The organism is Alloacidobacterium dinghuense (genome assembly GCF_014274465.1).
Classification (GTDB): Bacteria; Acidobacteriota; Terriglobia; order Terriglobales; family Acidobacteriaceae; genus Alloacidobacterium; species Alloacidobacterium dinghuense.
This window is the reverse complement of sequence record NZ_CP060394.1, coordinates 5260126-5275726: the sequence shown is the minus strand read 5'-3', so window position 1 is coordinate 5275726 and position 15601 is coordinate 5260126. Positions and strand designations below refer to the sequence as shown.

The following is a 15601-nucleotide window of genomic DNA, read 5'->3' as shown; positions in this document are numbered from 1 at the left end:
CAAGTCGTGTCGGAACCGGGAATCGGCAGTATCATGTGGGCACGCACCGTGACGGCCTCGTCGCGTTCCCCGAGGTAGTTCCAATCGCGACCCCTGCTCAGTAAGGAGGTCCGATGCCGATAACCGATTCGCCTGAAATTGATGCACTCTTGGCCAAGTGGGGAGAAGGCGACCGGGATGCGCTGCGCGGCCTGATTCCGCTCCTATACGACGAGCTTCGCCGGGTTGCCTGCCAGCAGCTGCGCAGAGCGCCCTCCGCTCGCACGCTGCAGACCACGGCACTAGTCCACGAGGCCTATCTCCGGTTGCACCAGCAGTTTCGGGGACAATTCCAGAACAAGTCGCATTTCATTGCCATTTGCGCATTGCTGATGCGCCAGATTCTTGTAAGTTACGAGCGCGATAGGCGGGCGGCAAAACGGGGCGGCGGGCTAAACAAATGCACCCTTGAGGACGTGCATGCGGTCATGAAGGGCCAGCCTGTAGACCTGCTCGATCTGGACCGCGCGTTGACTGAGCTCTCGCGGCTGGATTCGGAGCAAGGCCGCATTGTGGAGCTCCGCTTCTTCGGCGGATTTTCGATTGAAGAGACGGCCGAGGTCCTGGGTATTTCACCGGCGACGGTGAAGCGGCACTGGTCGACCGCGCGGATCTGGCTCTACCAGCAGCTGAGCGGAGAGGCTTGAGCATGACTCCGGAGCGCTGGCAGATGGTTCGCGGGATCCTGCAAAGCGCGATGGAATTGCCCCCGGGAGAGAGAGCTGCGTTTCTCGATAGCAAGTGTTCCGGTGATCCGTCGCTACGTAACGACGTCGATGAGTGCCTTTCCATCGAGGGCAAGTTGGATCCGGACTTTCTGGAGTCTCCGGCGGCACACCATGTCGCGCTGGTTACTGCTACGGGCAACACCATGCTGGCGGCGGAAACTCGACTCGGGCCCTACGAGGTTCAGGCTCTCCTGGGAGCGGGAGGCATGGGCGAGGTGTACCGCGGCCGAGATATACGGCTCAATCGCACCGTAGCTATAAAGGTAATCCCCCATGCGCTGTCATCCGATCCGTTTCGACAGCAGCGCTTCGAACGCGAGGCTAGGGCGATTTCGGCACTGCAGCATCCCAACATTTGCACCTTACATGACATCGGCCAGCAGGACGGAACGCACTTCCTGGTCATGGAGCACCTGGAAGGCGAGACGCTGGCGAAGCGATTGCAAAAAGGACGGCTCCCGCTCGAGTTGACGCTACACTATGCGGCCGAGGTTGCCGATGCGCTCGATGCCGCCCATCGGCGCGGCATCGTGCATCGCGATCTCAAGCCTGCGAATATATTCCTCACCCTTCATGGCGAATCCAAAGTACTGGACTTTGGGCTGGCGAAGTTTGCAAAGACTGAAACAGATATCCCATCCGACCCTACCGAGGAGGATCGGCATGGCAGTTCTCAGACGGCGTTCGGGCGCGAGTTTTCTGTTGAGCAAAGCCTAAGCCGTACTGGAATTGCGATGGGTACGGCCGGCTACATGTCGCCTGAACAGGTACGCGGCGAAAAGGTTGATTCCCGCACCGACCTGTTTTCGTTTGGCTTGGTCCTTTTTGAGATGGCGACTGGGCAGCGCGCGTTTAGCGGAGATACGGCAGCAGTTGTCCAGGATGCCATTCTTCATCGGACGTTGCCTCCCGTGAGCGAATTGAATCCCGAGTTGCCCGTTAAGCTCGAAGGAATTATTCGCAAAGCGCTGGAGAAAGACCGTGAGTCGCGGTACCAGACAGCAGCTGAGATGCTCGCAGAGCTGAAGAGCATCTCCACGGCCCCAGGCGAGTCTTCTTCATCATCCCATTGGGCACTGCGCGCGAAAACATTCATTGGCGGAGGATTGGTCCTTCTCTTAGCTGCCATTAGTTTCCTCTGGTGGAAGTACTCCCACCTTTCTCCTCCCATAGAAATCAAAGAGCGAAAGCTCACCACGAGTTCCAGCGACAACCCTATCGTCGGTCCGCAAATTTCAGGGGATGGAAAGTATCTTGCTTTTGGGGACAATTTCGGTCTTCAAGTTCGATCTCTCGAGAGCGGTGAAACTCGTGACATGCCTAACCCAGCGCAATTTGGAGATGCTCACGTATCTTGGAGCATTCGCTGGTTCCCAGACAACGCACGTTTTTTGGCAGTCTCGCAAACGAGTGATGATAATTCAGCTGGCGTGATTACATGGGAGGCGTCAGTAATGGGCGGTGTACTCCACAAAGTTCGTGAGGACGCGTTTGCCTGGGGTGTTTCTCCTGACGGTTCATCGGTCGCAGCGACCAACGGGACAGGGCGCGAACTGTGGGTGATGGACGCTGACGGCCGCAATCCGCGAAAACTGCTCGACGCAGGCGAGAATGGCGCTGTTATGGGGGTCCGGTGGTCGCCGGATGGAACAAAGTTACTTTACCAGAAGAGGGATGCGAGTCCTCGACGATCGATTGAGATTCGAGACCTCAAAAGCGGTGACAGTCACGTTGTGCTCTCTAATCCGCAAATTCACGGACTCTATTGGTTGCGCGACGGCCGTGTTGTGTATGTGCTGGAAGAGGACACCGAGGGCGTGACTTGCAACTTCTGGGTCGCGCGAATCGATCAACAGACTGGTGCATTCGCATCAAATGCCCGACAGCTTACTCATTACAGCGGCTTCTGCGTTGAGGACATCTCCGCAACCGCAGACAGCAAAAAGCTGGTCTTTACGAAACGATCAAATTCTGCTGCGGTTTATGTTGCTGATGTCGAAGCTGGAGGCACTCGGATTACCCCTCCAAGGCATTTGAGCCTGACAGAAGGTACGGAATACCCAAACGGATGGACGGCTGATAGCCGTGAAGTCGTCTTTACGTCGAACCGCGACGGGAAATGGGGCATTTATCGGCAGCCTTTGAGTGGGGGAGCAGCTCAGCCGGTGCTGGTAGAAAACACTGGCGAATTCGGATTTCCCCGGACGAGCCCCGATGGACGTTGGTTGCTGATTGAGCGTGAGTCTCCCGGCTCTGTCGGATGGGCCCACCACGACCTGCTTAGAGTGCCCATGACCGGAGGCCCAGAAGAACTGATTGCCAGAGACATTCGGGACCTAACTTCTTGTGCTGCTCCATCAATCCAGTTATGCGCGTATGCGAAGGAAGAGAATAACGAACTTACCTTTACGAGCTTCGATCCGCAACTCAAACAGAGGCGTGAATTAGGACGCTTCAAGATGGATCCCAACTTCAAGGGAGACTACGGTTGGATGCTGTCACCGCATGCCACTCGAATTGCCATCAACCAGGCAGCAACGGGGAACATCTACGTGCTCAACCTGAAGACCCAGGCACTGCAGCACATCATCGTCAAGCATTGGAACAATCTTGTGAGTATGGATTGGGCTGCGGACGGGAAGGGGTTCTTCATGTGCAGCCTTCAACCTGGAGCCGTTCTCCTCCACATTGATTTGCATGGCAATGCGCATGTGCTTTGGGAACCAAATGGCAAGCGAATCGTTTGGGCGTTACACTCGCCCGATGGTAAGCACGTAGCCATGCCATTTTTTTCCGACAACGTGAATGTTTGGATGATGGAGAATTTTTGAGTTCGTTCATTCGCAATGGTATCCACTTGCAAATCGATGCTGAACCGTTAATGCTCGGCAGCATTCAAAAGCTTATACGGAAATACGCTTGCCCTTGCCGTGGAAGATTCGACTGGCATTGTTGAGGAGCGAGACCAAAGCCTCCATCGCTGATATTTGTGTCCGGCATGCAACTCCTGATCACGCGGTTGAGTATGTTAAAGAACTCCATTCTGAGTTCGGCCTGTATGCGGTCGCCCAGGAAGAACTTCTTGGCCAGTGCAATGTTCTCGTTGTAGGTCGGGGGGAGCCGCAGGCTTTCCAGCAGGCGGGGTGCATTACCCGGTACCCACGGTCCAGGATCCGAAAACGCTTTAGGATTTAGAACTGGAAGAGGATTACCGCTTGTATCGGTCTTATCGACATTCTTCCAGGAAATAACCGGCTCAATCCCGGGCACGGCATTCGCGCGATTGAAGCCATTGTTCAATGGATTGCCGCTAGCGCTGACACCTAATGGAGAGCCACTCTGATATTGGAGGATGCCGCTCACCTGCCAGCCACCTGCCAGGTTTTTCTTGATAAAACCACCGTCACTCAGAAGCTTCTTACCGGGACCAACGGGCAATTCATAGACGCCACTGATGTTCACGAAGTGGGTCTGGTCGTAGCCGGCAATCGTATACTCCGAGGCGAGATTGTATTTGTTTAAGGCCTGAACAGCAAAAGCGCCAAATCCGAAGCCAGAAGTCGTCATGGAATGCGAGAGCGTGTAGTTAACCAGAAACCCTAGACCGTCGGCAAACCTCTTCTGAACTTGCGCTTGTAACGCGTTATACGAAGAACGCCCTTGAGTCTCGAAGCTGTTGTGAATGGCGCCGCGGTACTGCGGATACGGCACTAACGCATTCAGCAATGGCACGGATTGGCCGTAATCATTCGAGAAATTCTGATAAACGCTGTTGAAGCGGTTGCTGTCTTTTCCGTAGCCAAGTCTCTGCAGCACGGTCTGAGCCGGAACTGGCGCGGGGCATGGAAACGCCGGGTTGCCGTTACTGTCAAGGGTTTGCGTGGTGCAGGTCCAGCTGTCTCCCAGCACGCAATTGCTGGCTCCGCCATCGTTTGCACACAAATTTAGTAAGTCTGGATTGAGCTGATTCCATGGTTGGAGTCCGGATGGCAGATGGACGCCTCTATTGCCGACATACGACACCGAAAGAAGCAGGTTCCACGGTAGTTCGCGTTGGATACCTGCATTCCAGCTCTCGCTGTAGGGATACTTTCCGGGATCGCGGGAAAAGAAGTTGACGCACTGGTTGGTGGAGAGACCATTACAAAGGGTCGGGCTGAACGGGATGGGCGGAGGAAACGGGAGCGGAAAACTGGAGCTTGTATCCCATTGTCCCGCACCCGGACCAGGATAACCGGACGTGGTATACGAAGATGGCAATGAACCGGCGAGCAGACCGGTGAGGTCGTCCCCAACCTTAGTATCGCCATAATCGTAAGCGCCGCCGATGAGGAAGCTTACAGCATAACCGGACAGAAGCACGGTTTTCTGGCTCAACTGATAGGCCAAGCCCAGACGAGGCCCGAAATTGTCCCAATGAATATTGGCCCGGTCATAGCCCGCACAGTTTGAGCAGGTTCCCAGTAAACTGATAGCTCCACGTAACGGCTGACCAGTAACCGTCCCGATTGCCCCGGGATTGGGCTCGTTTGGATCAAAAAAGTTAACCTGAGCCGCAGGTCCAGATCCAACGGAAGTAAACGGAATCAGGATGTCCCAGCGCAGCCCTGCATCGACTGTTAGGTGCGGCGATAGCTTGATGTTGTCGAGTACGTATGGCGAAACAGCGAAATTCCGCAACTTGCCCAAGGCGGCATTACTTCGGAGCACCGAATCGACATTGCCTAGAAGGAAGCTGGCAAATGCGCTTCCCGTGGTGTTGATGTTCAGTAAGTCGGAAATGTTCGGATCATTGTTGCTTGTCGTATTGCTGTTAAAGCTGAGGGTCCCGTTACAGACACAATTCTGTCCGAAAACATGCTGAGTACTATGGCGAAATTCTGCGCCAAAGTTCCAGGTATGACGGCCTTGCGTGTAGATCCAGTTATTGGCCACACTTAAACCTTTTCCATGCTGTAGCGCAAACGATACATTCCCAAATGTGGTGAGCGCCTTTGGCGCACTGTTATTGGCATTGAAGGTGAACTGTGGAGTCTGGCTGCCGTTCGCGACAATGGATGGAAAGGCGTCAGCTTGTATTGTGGCAGGCGCGGGAGGCAGGTCGTTGTCGTCCTTCTCAAAGAACGCTCCGACTGTTGTTACCAGGTTGCTCCTGATCGCATTGGAATAATTCAGAATAATTCCCATGCCGTATGTAGTCAGAATTGCCAATTGCGTGAGCGGATTATCGGCGGGGAACGAAAAGCCCGGTATGTAAGACGTATAAGGAGCCCGCCAATAAGACCCATGAATTTTCTGCGCCTCCGTCAGGTTGTGATCAATCGAGAAGCCGGGCTCGAATTCGCGCGTGGGAAAACTCGAGACCCCTGTAAAAATGTTGTTTTGGTTTGGGTTCGGAGTTCGAGGATTATTGGAGTGAGGAATGAGCGCCAGAATTTGCTGCGAGATTGGACTGAAGCAACTTGGATCGATCTTGTTGCCGGGAAACTGCTGTCCCGGAACATAACCGTGAGCGGCAAGGCTGCACCCCGGAGGTATTAAGGAAGGATTGTTGGCCCAAGCCTGTGGGACGTAGATCTGTATCTGTTGTGGCACAACCTGACCAGTTGGAAGGGTATTGAAGAAGAAGTCATTGCTGAAATCGCCATTTCTCATGGCATCTGTAGGTACTGTTCCAAGTTGCGTTGTGCCTTGGTTCAAGCGATACCATTCAAAATCAATGTGGAAAAAAGTCTTGTTTTTTCCGTTGTAGACCCTGGGAATGAAGACGGGACCGCCCAACGAGAAACCGAAGTTGTGCTCGTGGTCAGCCGGCGTGATTTTGTTTCCGTTTGCATCAAGATTCGGGTAGGCACCCGGAGCATCGAAGGAGCTGTTGCGCATGACCTCAAAGGCGGAGCCATGCAATTCGTTTGTTCCCGAAGCAAACTGGAAGGCTGCGACACCTTGTCCGAGCCCATACTGAGGTGAGAAAACCGAAGAGATAACGCGAGCCTCGTCTACCATTTCATAGGGTGGATTGATGATCTCCTGAAATCCTGGAGTTTCGTCTTTTACTAAAGGCAATCCGTTGAATGTTACTTCGTTCGCGAAATCAACCCCGCCGTTGATCCGGTGACTGAACTCGCCGCCCGTCACACCGGGAGTCAGAAATATAAACGAGTCGATGCGGCGTCCGCGGTTCGTGGAAATCTGATTCTGGCCCATTTCAATGGGAAGCTCCTCAATGAATGCATGCTCGATCGTGGTACCGAGTTCGGGCATCTCAGTTTCGAGCGTGATCAAGGGTGCCGTGACCTCTACCACCTCTTCTGCTCTGCCTATTTTGAGCGCACCATCTACCGTGATCTTTCTGCCGCCGGGCTCTATAATGACGCCAGTCACGATGTGGGTTTGGAATCCCGGCATCTCAATCCTTACCGAATAAACGCCCGGGATCAGGTCTGTGATTAGGTAAGTGCCGGACGACGTGGTGACAGTATGGCTCGTTACCCCTGTGGCAGTATTGATTGCGGTGACGTTCGCGCCGTCAATGAAGTTCCCAGTAGCATCGGTAATTGTACCTGTAATACCACTTAGTACTTGGGCATGCGAGCAGGGCGGAGAATCCAATAGCAAGAGACAGGTGATTAGAGGAGCTAAGAGCCAGTATGTATTGAGCGCTTTCCCCGCTTCCTGTACAGACTTCGTCACGCGCCATGCGGTTGACCGCATATTTAGTTCCGTGTCTTCGGTTCTGAACCCTCAGGCTACTTCATGAGAGGACTCCGATAATCATGGAGATAATCGTGTACTGTTGCTCTCATGCGAAGTGGAATGGTTCTCGCCACCGGCCCTCTTAAATCGCGGAAACGTCAGCCATCTGCAGAACCTCGCGGAAACGCAAACAAGGATATGCCAGAGAAACCGTGGTGGAAATAAAAAAAGAACCAGCAACCTGACGGACAAAAGCGTGTGACAGAAGGCTCACGGCGACTAAGAAGGTACATCTAGCCTTCCCGGCTCTTGTTTGTCACCTAAAGAAGATAGACCTATTGCCGGAAAAAACAGCATTGTGCCTCTAGGCGCTTGTTGAAATTCGTCTGAACGCGGTGGGTTTATTGTGAATTTGGGTTTTTAGGCGGGTTGAAAACTGCTTGAGTCCTGCCGAAGCTCGTCGCGCGATCAGTCCTGGGAGTCGGATCAGAAGGCGCCGCACAACGGAAGATGAACAGCCAATCCACTTTCTCCAATCCGCGCAGCTTCACCTAGAGCAACAGACCGGTTTGCTTCAGCCATCCAAAGCCCTTCTCGATGAGCCTGCGGCGACTCCGGCTGGTGGCATCGCCGGGCTGGCCCAAGCCCGAAAAAGATCGGGCACCGCTGAGCCGAATTCTCTCGGAATCTCCTTTTACTTAGTGAGAGAGTGCGGCTTCCTGCGAGTGCGACGCCGATTCCAGCGCCGGATTCCTGTTGCTTCCAAGTCTCTTTCGAGGAGGATGTCACCATGTTTGGAAAATTGTTCTCAAGAAGAAACCTGCTATCCAATGGCTTGTGCCTGTTCATCGTGACAGCGACGACAGGTGTGCTACCGTCCAAAGGCGTTCTGGCTGCGACTCCCGCAGCGAACGACGATCAAACCAGGCATGTCTTCTATACCCTTGCTTCTCCTCCTGGAGAGAGGGAGATGTGGGCGATTGAAGTGACCGGCAGGAAGATCACCACGACCGACATTGGACCAATCAAAACGGGCTGTGCCACGCTGGCGATGTCGCCCTCCGGGACACCGCTCAGCATGTGCGGCATACTTTTTGGGACCCAGCAGCTCACCAGCTTCGATACGAAAACCGGACTGGCCACGCTGTTCGGTGTTCCCGTTCCCGGGCTCGCCGTCATGGCCATGGCTTTCGGTCCCGATGGGACTCTGTACGCGGTGGGAGGTTGTTATCCGAACGGTAACCCGAACGATCTGAACACCGACTGTTCCAGCTCAGACCCGAATTTCAACTCGCTGTATACAGTCAATGAGGTCACGGGGGCGTTTACCCGCATCGGTTCAACGGGCGCACCTCAATACTTTATGGACCTGGCGTTCGATCGTCGCGGGAGCCTGTACGGGGTGACGACCACTCTCAACCCTTCTTATGTTCCTGCGATCCTGTATCGCATCAATCCTGAAACCGGCGCAGCCACGAAGATCGTTAATCTGGTGGGAAGTAACACCGTGATGGGGTTGGCTTTCGCCCGGGACGGCAAATTATATGCGACCGACTTCACTGGTGCCTCTGGTCTCTATGTGATCGATCCCAAAACAGGTTTTGAGTGTGCGGTCGCCGCCATGCCCTTTGGTCTTTCCACCGGCCTCGTGTTGGCGGACCCGCTGCCGTGATGAGACTCGTGGCGTCACTCCCATTTCTGAGGTCGGGGTGATGACCTAAACGGAAAAGGACCGCCATTTCTCAATTCGACGTTAAGCCACTGATGGTCTTCCCCGGCTACGACCCCGTACGAGACCAATACTGACCCGATCAGCCGCAGTTTTCGTCATTGCGAGTGAGCGAAAGTGATCGACACCACTCAGAGTACGCATTGTTTGAATGCAAAGCGGTGGGATGGGGCGTCCCAAAAGGCACGAGAGGAACACGTAGCAGCGATACTAGCAATACTGTCGCCTGCGACAGTTCCAGCCGTGTTGACACTGGTGTGTATGAGAGCCCGTTGCTAAGCGTGGGTCCGAGGACACGTAAGGGTCAGTGGTGACGTCTGCCGCGGCAGCGATCCCGTTCAGGAGTTTGCATTCTTCGTAACCTCGGGCCGCAGGCGCCAGTGAAAAGGGAGATGCATGAGATCTTCACAAGAGCCCAGAAGGAGAAGCACTTGCGAGCTATGCCTAGATCGGCGAATGCGCAACCGAAACGACCTTCTGGGACGAAGAAGCGTATATACCAGCGAGCCGGAAACGAGCCGGCATTCGATCTCAAGTCCGAACTGTATCGAATCGCTGGGGTCGACCTTACGGACGTACCTGGGCTTAGCACCCTGACAGCACACACAATCATCATGGAAATCGGACCCGACGTTTCGCGTTTTAGAAATGCATCTGCGTTTGGATCTTGGTTAGGACTGTGCCCGGAAAAGAAGGTCAGCGGAGGCAAGGTCCTCCACTCGCAAACGAGGCACGTAAAGAACAGGGCTGCCATCGCTCTCCGTCTCGGAGCACAGTGCCTATATCACGCCAACAACCATCTCGGCGAATTTTATCGGAAGGCCAAATGGAGATTGGGGGCGCCTGCCGCGGTTACTGCCACGGCCCACAAGCTCGCACGCATCGTCTACCACCTTCTCTCAACGAAGCAGCCCTATACCGAAGAGGTCTTCCAGAGGGCCGACATCGCATCAAGAACTCGCGCCGAAAATCGACTTCGACAACAAGCTGCTGCACTGGGCTTCTACTTGGCCCCTGCAACAGGTACAACACTTTAGCGAGGTGTTCATCAGGAGTCGAAGAGGAGCACGAGGTGTTACAAGAAGCTGAACTCAGCGGCAGCTGATTCAGAGAACAACCTCGGAGGCTCCTCAGAGACGACATGTACTACATCGGACTGGATGTTCACAAGAAGACGATCAGCTACTGCGTGAAGGACGCGGCTGGTTGTGTGCATCAGGAAGGCAGGATCGGATCGACGCGGACCGAGTTGGATGCGTGGATCAGAACCCTTCCACAACCGCGCACGATGGCGATGGAAGCGACGATCTTCAGCGGCTGGATTTATGACCATCTGCGGCCGCACGCAGAGAAGGTGAAGGTCGCGCATCCGCTGATGCTGCGAGCGATCGCCGCGGCCAAGAAGAAGAACGACACGATCGATGCCAGCAGGATCGCCGACTGCCTGCGATGCGATTTCCTGCCCGAGCGCCATATGGCTTCCACGGAGATCCGGGACCGGCGCCGTACCTTGCGCTACCGAAACCTGGTGATGCAGCAGATGGCGCAAATGAAGAACCGAGTATCGGGGTTGCACATGGAAAGCGGGGTCAGCTATGACAAGCTTCGATTGCACCGCATGGCTTACTTCGACGAGTTGCTTTCCACCAACGAAGAAGTGAGAGACAACATACGGCCACTACTGAAGATTTGCCGCCAACAGATCGATCGTGCGATCCGCCTGGACTCGACATTGCTTCGCACGCTGGAGCGGGATCCTCTGCTGCGTGATCGGTTGAAGCGGCTCAGAACTATCCCTGGAGTCGGCCCGATCACAGCCTTGACCTGGGTGCTCGAGGTGGGCGATACATCTCGTTTCCTCAGAGAGGAAAACAAAAACATCGAGATAATTCGGTGCGCAGGCTGCCAGGTCCTGCAGTAAATCGCCCGGGCGACGGAGGAAACTCCCGAGGCTCTCTTCGCATTGTTTCGGGACTGGCAGAGAACACAAACTCAATCTTCTGCGATGGCTCTTACCAGCCTAGGCAGCAAATGGATGTCCGGTTCTGCAAGAGAGCAGGAACCACCCGCCGAGAGGCAAAGGTGCGCGGCGATAGATCCCGATCAGGCCAACAGCGCGCTCTCCAGAGCGCGTCCAGATACTTCGTGCTTCTCCCTTGACAAATGACTTACATGGATGGCGATTATGCGTAAATGGAGAATCTTTCCAGGCAACTGGGCATTTATTGTTACCGACTCACTTCGCGGGGTTTGAAAGCAGGTTTTATGCTGACGGGAACAATACGGGAACATCACCGACTCATATTTTTCAATCACTTACAAGAAAGGAATAAGGACGGCCTCGGAGAATTGGTGCTGGGGTTCCTTGTAAGTTATTGATTCTAAACGGTGGCCAGAGACGGGATCGAACCGCCGCCGCCGGCCTTTTCAGGGCTGCCTAGCAAACTAAACTAAGTGGTCTGGAATCAGCGGATATGATTGAGATAAAGAGCGTTGTGGCCTCTTACATTTTGGATGGTTTCGACCGTACGATGGTCGTGTATTGGTCGTGCGTCTCAAACCAGTCCGTCATCCGATGTATTTCCGTACCCAACTCCGCATAGACGTGCGATTTGCTGTCATGCATGGTTAAGAAAGGGACGAGGCCGAACCTTTCGTTGCGTATTTTCCAACGAAAGGTTTTCCAACTCTTCTACCGATTGTATCCGGGAGCCTCTTCATGGATCTTGGCCAATCATCTCCGTCGTAAGATTCTTCTTTGCAAAGGCAACGAATTGGCGAACTGTCATGCTGTGGGTGTGCCTTGCGGAGACAAGTGCGATCTGGGAAGGTGGAATTCGGTCGAGAATTGTACAGACCCTGACCCCGTCTGGCTTTCGCGTCAACGCAGATTGCGGCAAAACCGCGATTCCCAGCCCTGAATCAACCAAGGAAACAAGAGTGGGCATCTCACCTGCGGACTGCACAACCTCCGGCACGATACCTGCCCGGGTGAGGATGCTGGCGATCTGGTCATAATAGCCCGGCGCAAAGCGGCGTTCATACATGACAAAAGGCTGTCCTGCGAGCTGGCGCAGCCGAAGTTGCTTCACCCTGGCAAGGGGGTGTGCCGCGGGAACCGCCACGACAAACGGTTCGCGATGAATCGGTGTCAGGTCGAGATGCGGAGAAGCCTCGAGCGGAATCCGCAGAAAGCCGACATCGAGCGTGCCCTCGTTCAACATCTTCATCTGATCGTGAGTCAGCACGTTTCGCAGGGAGAACTCAACGTTGGGATTCTCCTTTCGATAGTGGCGCACCAGACGCGGAACGATCTCGTATCCGGCTGTGGAGATGAATCCCAACCGGATTACGCCGATTTTGCCGCGAGCAGTCAGCGTGGCACGTTTCTTAGCCTCTGCTAGACGTTCCATGGCTGCGGTGGCATCCTCCCGAAATGCCGCGCCGGCATCTGTCAGTAGGGTCCGTTGCCGGTTGCGATCAAAAAGCCTGACCCCTAGTTCCTCTTCCAGCGCCTTGATCTGCAGGCTCAGGGCAGGCTGACTCAGATGAAGTTCTTGGGAACTCTTACCAAAGTGGAGCGTCGCCGCCAATGACAGAAACGACTCGATTTGCCGCATTTCCATGTGAGAATCCTCATTTGCTGTACTTATCACAAGCCACTCAACATACGATTAGACCTAATCTCAGCTACGGAATCAAATTGACCAGTAGAGAGTGGTGAGGGCAAGAGAGACGGCGCGCTTGGAACGGCGCCGCATACGAGCGATCCACCCTCGACCGAAAAGAAAGGACTCAAGAGGATGAAATCCAGTTTCTTACGGAAGGAAATCTCACGCCGCGAAATGTTTTCGTATTCAACCAGGCTGGCAGGCAGCGCTCTCCTGGCGCACGTCTTTTCCACCAGACTACTCGGCGCCTCCGTCTCGGGCTACCCGCAACAAGAGCCTTCGCCGGACCTGCTCGCGGATATGCGCGCTAAGTTCAACGCCGCTCCCCTCCAAATCCAGAGGCTTGGTGAAGATGTCACGATGCTCTCCGGCCCCGGCGGAAGCGTGGTCGTCCTCAACGGCCCCGACGGCAAATTCGTCGTGGACACTTTCGTTGCGCCAGCCTGGCCCCGGCTCAAAGAGGCTCTCGATGGCCTGGGCAACGCGCCAGTGCAATGCGTCATTGATACCCACTGGCATTTCGACCACACCGATAACAATGCGCATCTTCATGCCGCTGGAGCCACGGTCCTTGCGCACGAAAACACGACAAAGCGCATGTCGGAGTCGCACGATCTGCCGGTCTTATATAGAGCAGCAAACGGTGCACTCGCCGGCCTGCATTTCGACCCTTCGCCAGCAGGGGCCTTGCCGCAGCAAACCTTCGCCACAAGTTACAAGCTGCAAGCCAATGGGGAAACGCTCGCGCTGCAACACGTTCCTCCCGCGCATACAGACACCGACATCTACGTTCATTTTGAAAAGGCCAACGTGATTCAGATGGGCGATCTGTTTTTCAACTGGATGTATCCCTACATCGACCCCAGTACCGGCGGCAAAATCACCGGCACGATTGCCGCTGCCGACAGAATCTTATCGCTGGCCGACAAGGATACCAAGATTGTTGCGGGACACGGCCCGCTCGGCAACAAAGCGGACCTCACGAGATTTCGGGAAATGCTGGTGACTTCGCGCGATCGGATTGAGAAATTGAACTCTGCGGGAAAACCCGCCCAAGAGGCTGTCGCAGAAAAGCCCTTCGCCGATCTCGACGCCATCTGGGGCAAAGGCATCATCAACAGCGACCAGTGGGTGCAAATTGTTTATCTGACCCTTTGAGCTGCCCGCGACTGAAATCAAATGATCCGACCAGAGCGTAACAAAACAAAAGGAGCAACAAATGGGTTATTCAATAAAGCCTATGCGAGGAGTACGAGGAATCTCTCAGTCCCTTTGCATCGTTTTATCGCTGTTGACCTGCGGCGTACTGTCTGCGCAAAACCAAGAGCAGCGCGTCCGGAATATTGTTCTGGTTCACGGCGCCTGGGCCGATGGTTCTGGCTGGAAAGGCGTCTACGACATTCTCGCCAAGGACGGCTACCACGTCAGCATTGTCCAAGAGCCAGAGACATCCTTCCAGGACGATGTAACTGCCGTGAAGCGTGTCCTCGCAATGCAAGACGGGCCGTGCGTTCTTGTTGGGCACAGCTATGGCGGAGCTGTGATTACGGAAGCAGGCACGGATCCATCGGTTCTGGGCTTGGTGTATATCGCGGCCCACATGCCGGATGCCGGCGAGAAAGAGTCAGACGACGGAAAGCGATACCCGAGCGATCTCGCCAAATCGGGCGCTATTAAGAAAACGCCTGATGGCTTCACATATATCAACCCTGTGCAATTTCATGAATTGTTCGCGGCTGACCTTTCCGATGATCGGGCCGCATTCATGGCGCGCTCGCAGGTGCTCAACTTTGCGGACAATTTCTCAGCGACGATCACCACAGCTGCCTGGAGAACTAAGCCGAGCTGGATGCTAGTGGCGGGAAGCGATCGCACTATCAATCCGGATTTGGAACGTTGGTATGCCAAACGGGCTAACAGCCATACGGTCGAAGTCGCAGGCGCCAGCCACTCAGTCTACGTCTCACATCCTCAGGAAGTTGCAGATGTAATTGAAAGTGCAACACGTGCCGTCTCGAAATAAATCGGACTCCGCAAGGAGTCTTCACACCGGAGAGACCAAGTGAAACTTCTCGAAATTCAGTCGTCACCAAGAGGCGAATCTTCCGACTCGATCGCCCTCACCAGATCATTCATCGAGGCGTGCAAGTCCTACAGCAGCTCGATAGTCGTGGATACGTTGAACGTCTGGCATGAGCGGCTACCGGAGTTCGACTACGAGACAATTGGCGCGAAGTACAAAGCAGTGAAGCACGAAACGATGACTGAGGCAGAGTCCAACGTATGGGAACGTATTCAATCGTTGATCTTCCGCTTTCAGAACGCCGATCGAATCGTTTTAGGAACTCCAATGTGGAACTTCAGCGTGCCCTACAAGCTGAAGCAATTGATTGACCTGGTTGCCCAACGCAACTTTCTCTTCACGTACGACGGCAAGGAGTATGGGCCAGCGCTTCATGTAGAAAAAGCGGTCACTGTCTACACTCGCGGCTCTCGTTTTCTCGAAGCGTCGGCTATCCCGCCATCGCGCTTCGATCACCAGGCTCCTTACGTAGACCTCTGGCTCCGGCTGATCGGGGTGCAAGACCTTCGAAGCATCATCGTTGACAACGCGTGGAATCACGATGCTCGGGAGTCGGAGAGGAGCCTGGCGGATGGTCAGGCGCAATTGATCGAATTGGTCGAGTGGTTCTTGGAATAAGCAACGGCCGAATGCTCGGCGAGTGGTAAGTCGCACT

Annotated in this window: 10 protein-coding genes and 1 pseudogene; 8 read left to right on the top strand and 3 right to left on the bottom strand. The window is 54.6% G+C overall.

The window, feature by feature from the left end; all coding sequences use genetic code 11:
* The first annotated feature begins 113 nt into the window (after positions 1-113).
* Both H7849_RS22075 and H7849_RS22070 read left to right on the top strand, forming a co-directional pair.
* Entirely contained in the window at positions 114-686 is a 573-nt protein-coding gene (locus tag H7849_RS22075; RefSeq protein WP_186742582.1) for an ECF-type sigma factor, read from the top strand.
* Positions 687-688: 2 nt separating this feature from the next.
* Entirely contained in the window at positions 689-3598 is a 2910-nt protein-coding gene (locus tag H7849_RS22070) for a protein kinase domain-containing protein (protein WP_186742580.1), read from the top strand.
* Positions 3599-3662: 64 nt separating this feature from the next.
* Here the strand turns inward: H7849_RS22070 and H7849_RS22065 are convergent, their stop codons facing one another.
* Both H7849_RS22065 and H7849_RS26955 read right to left on the bottom strand, forming a co-directional pair.
* Positions 3663-7481: a TonB-dependent receptor domain-containing protein gene (locus H7849_RS22065; protein WP_186742579.1), complete on the bottom strand. Its 3819-nt coding sequence runs from the start codon at positions 7479-7481 to the stop codon at positions 3663-3665.
* A 418-nt stretch (positions 7482-7899) separates the two neighbouring features.
* A pseudogene (locus H7849_RS26955) lies at positions 7900-8095 on the bottom strand (IS5-like element ISCARN71 family transposase); the annotation flags it as partial.
* A 158-nt stretch (positions 8096-8253) separates the two neighbouring features.
* Here H7849_RS26955 and H7849_RS22060 point away from each other — a divergent pair.
* From H7849_RS22060 to H7849_RS22050, 3 genes are all read left to right on the top strand, one after another.
* On the top strand, positions 8254-9135 hold the full coding sequence (locus H7849_RS22060; protein WP_186742577.1) for an NHL repeat-containing protein: 882 nt from the start codon (positions 8254-8256) through the stop codon (positions 9133-9135).
* A 497-nt stretch (positions 9136-9632) separates the two neighbouring features.
* Positions 9633-10229, top strand: coding sequence for a transposase (locus tag H7849_RS22055; protein ID WP_186742575.1), 597 nt, complete (start codon positions 9633-9635; stop codon positions 10227-10229).
* A 173-nt stretch (positions 10230-10402) separates the two neighbouring features.
* On the top strand, positions 10403-11113 hold the full coding sequence (locus H7849_RS22050) for an IS110 family transposase (RefSeq protein WP_251106405.1): 711 nt from the start codon (positions 10403-10405) through the stop codon (positions 11111-11113).
* A gap of 796 nt (positions 11114-11909) precedes the next feature.
* Here H7849_RS22050 and H7849_RS22045 read toward each other — a convergent pair.
* Positions 11910-12818 (bottom strand): LysR family transcriptional regulator, encoded by a 909-nt coding sequence (locus H7849_RS22045; RefSeq protein ID WP_186742571.1) that lies wholly within the window; start codon positions 12816-12818, stop codon positions 11910-11912.
* 219 nt (positions 12819-13037) lie between these two features.
* On the opposite strand from H7849_RS22045, the gene H7849_RS22040 reads away from it, so the two are divergent.
* The 3 genes from H7849_RS22040 to H7849_RS22030 all read left to right on the top strand — a co-directional run bounded on the left by H7849_RS22040 (position 13038) and on the right by H7849_RS22030 (position 15564).
* Positions 13038-14021, top strand: coding sequence for an MBL fold metallo-hydrolase (locus tag H7849_RS22040; RefSeq protein ID WP_186742569.1), 984 nt, complete (start codon positions 13038-13040; stop codon positions 14019-14021).
* Between the two features lie 61 nt (positions 14022-14082).
* Entirely contained in the window at positions 14083-14886 is an 804-nt protein-coding gene (locus tag H7849_RS22035; RefSeq protein ID WP_251106404.1) for an alpha/beta hydrolase, read from the top strand.
* 39 nt (positions 14887-14925) lie between these two features.
* A complete protein-coding gene (locus H7849_RS22030; protein WP_186742568.1) occupies positions 14926-15564 on the top strand; it encodes an FMN-dependent NADH-azoreductase in 639 nt (212 codons plus the stop codon).
* The last annotated feature ends 37 nt before the right edge of the window (positions 15565-15601 follow it).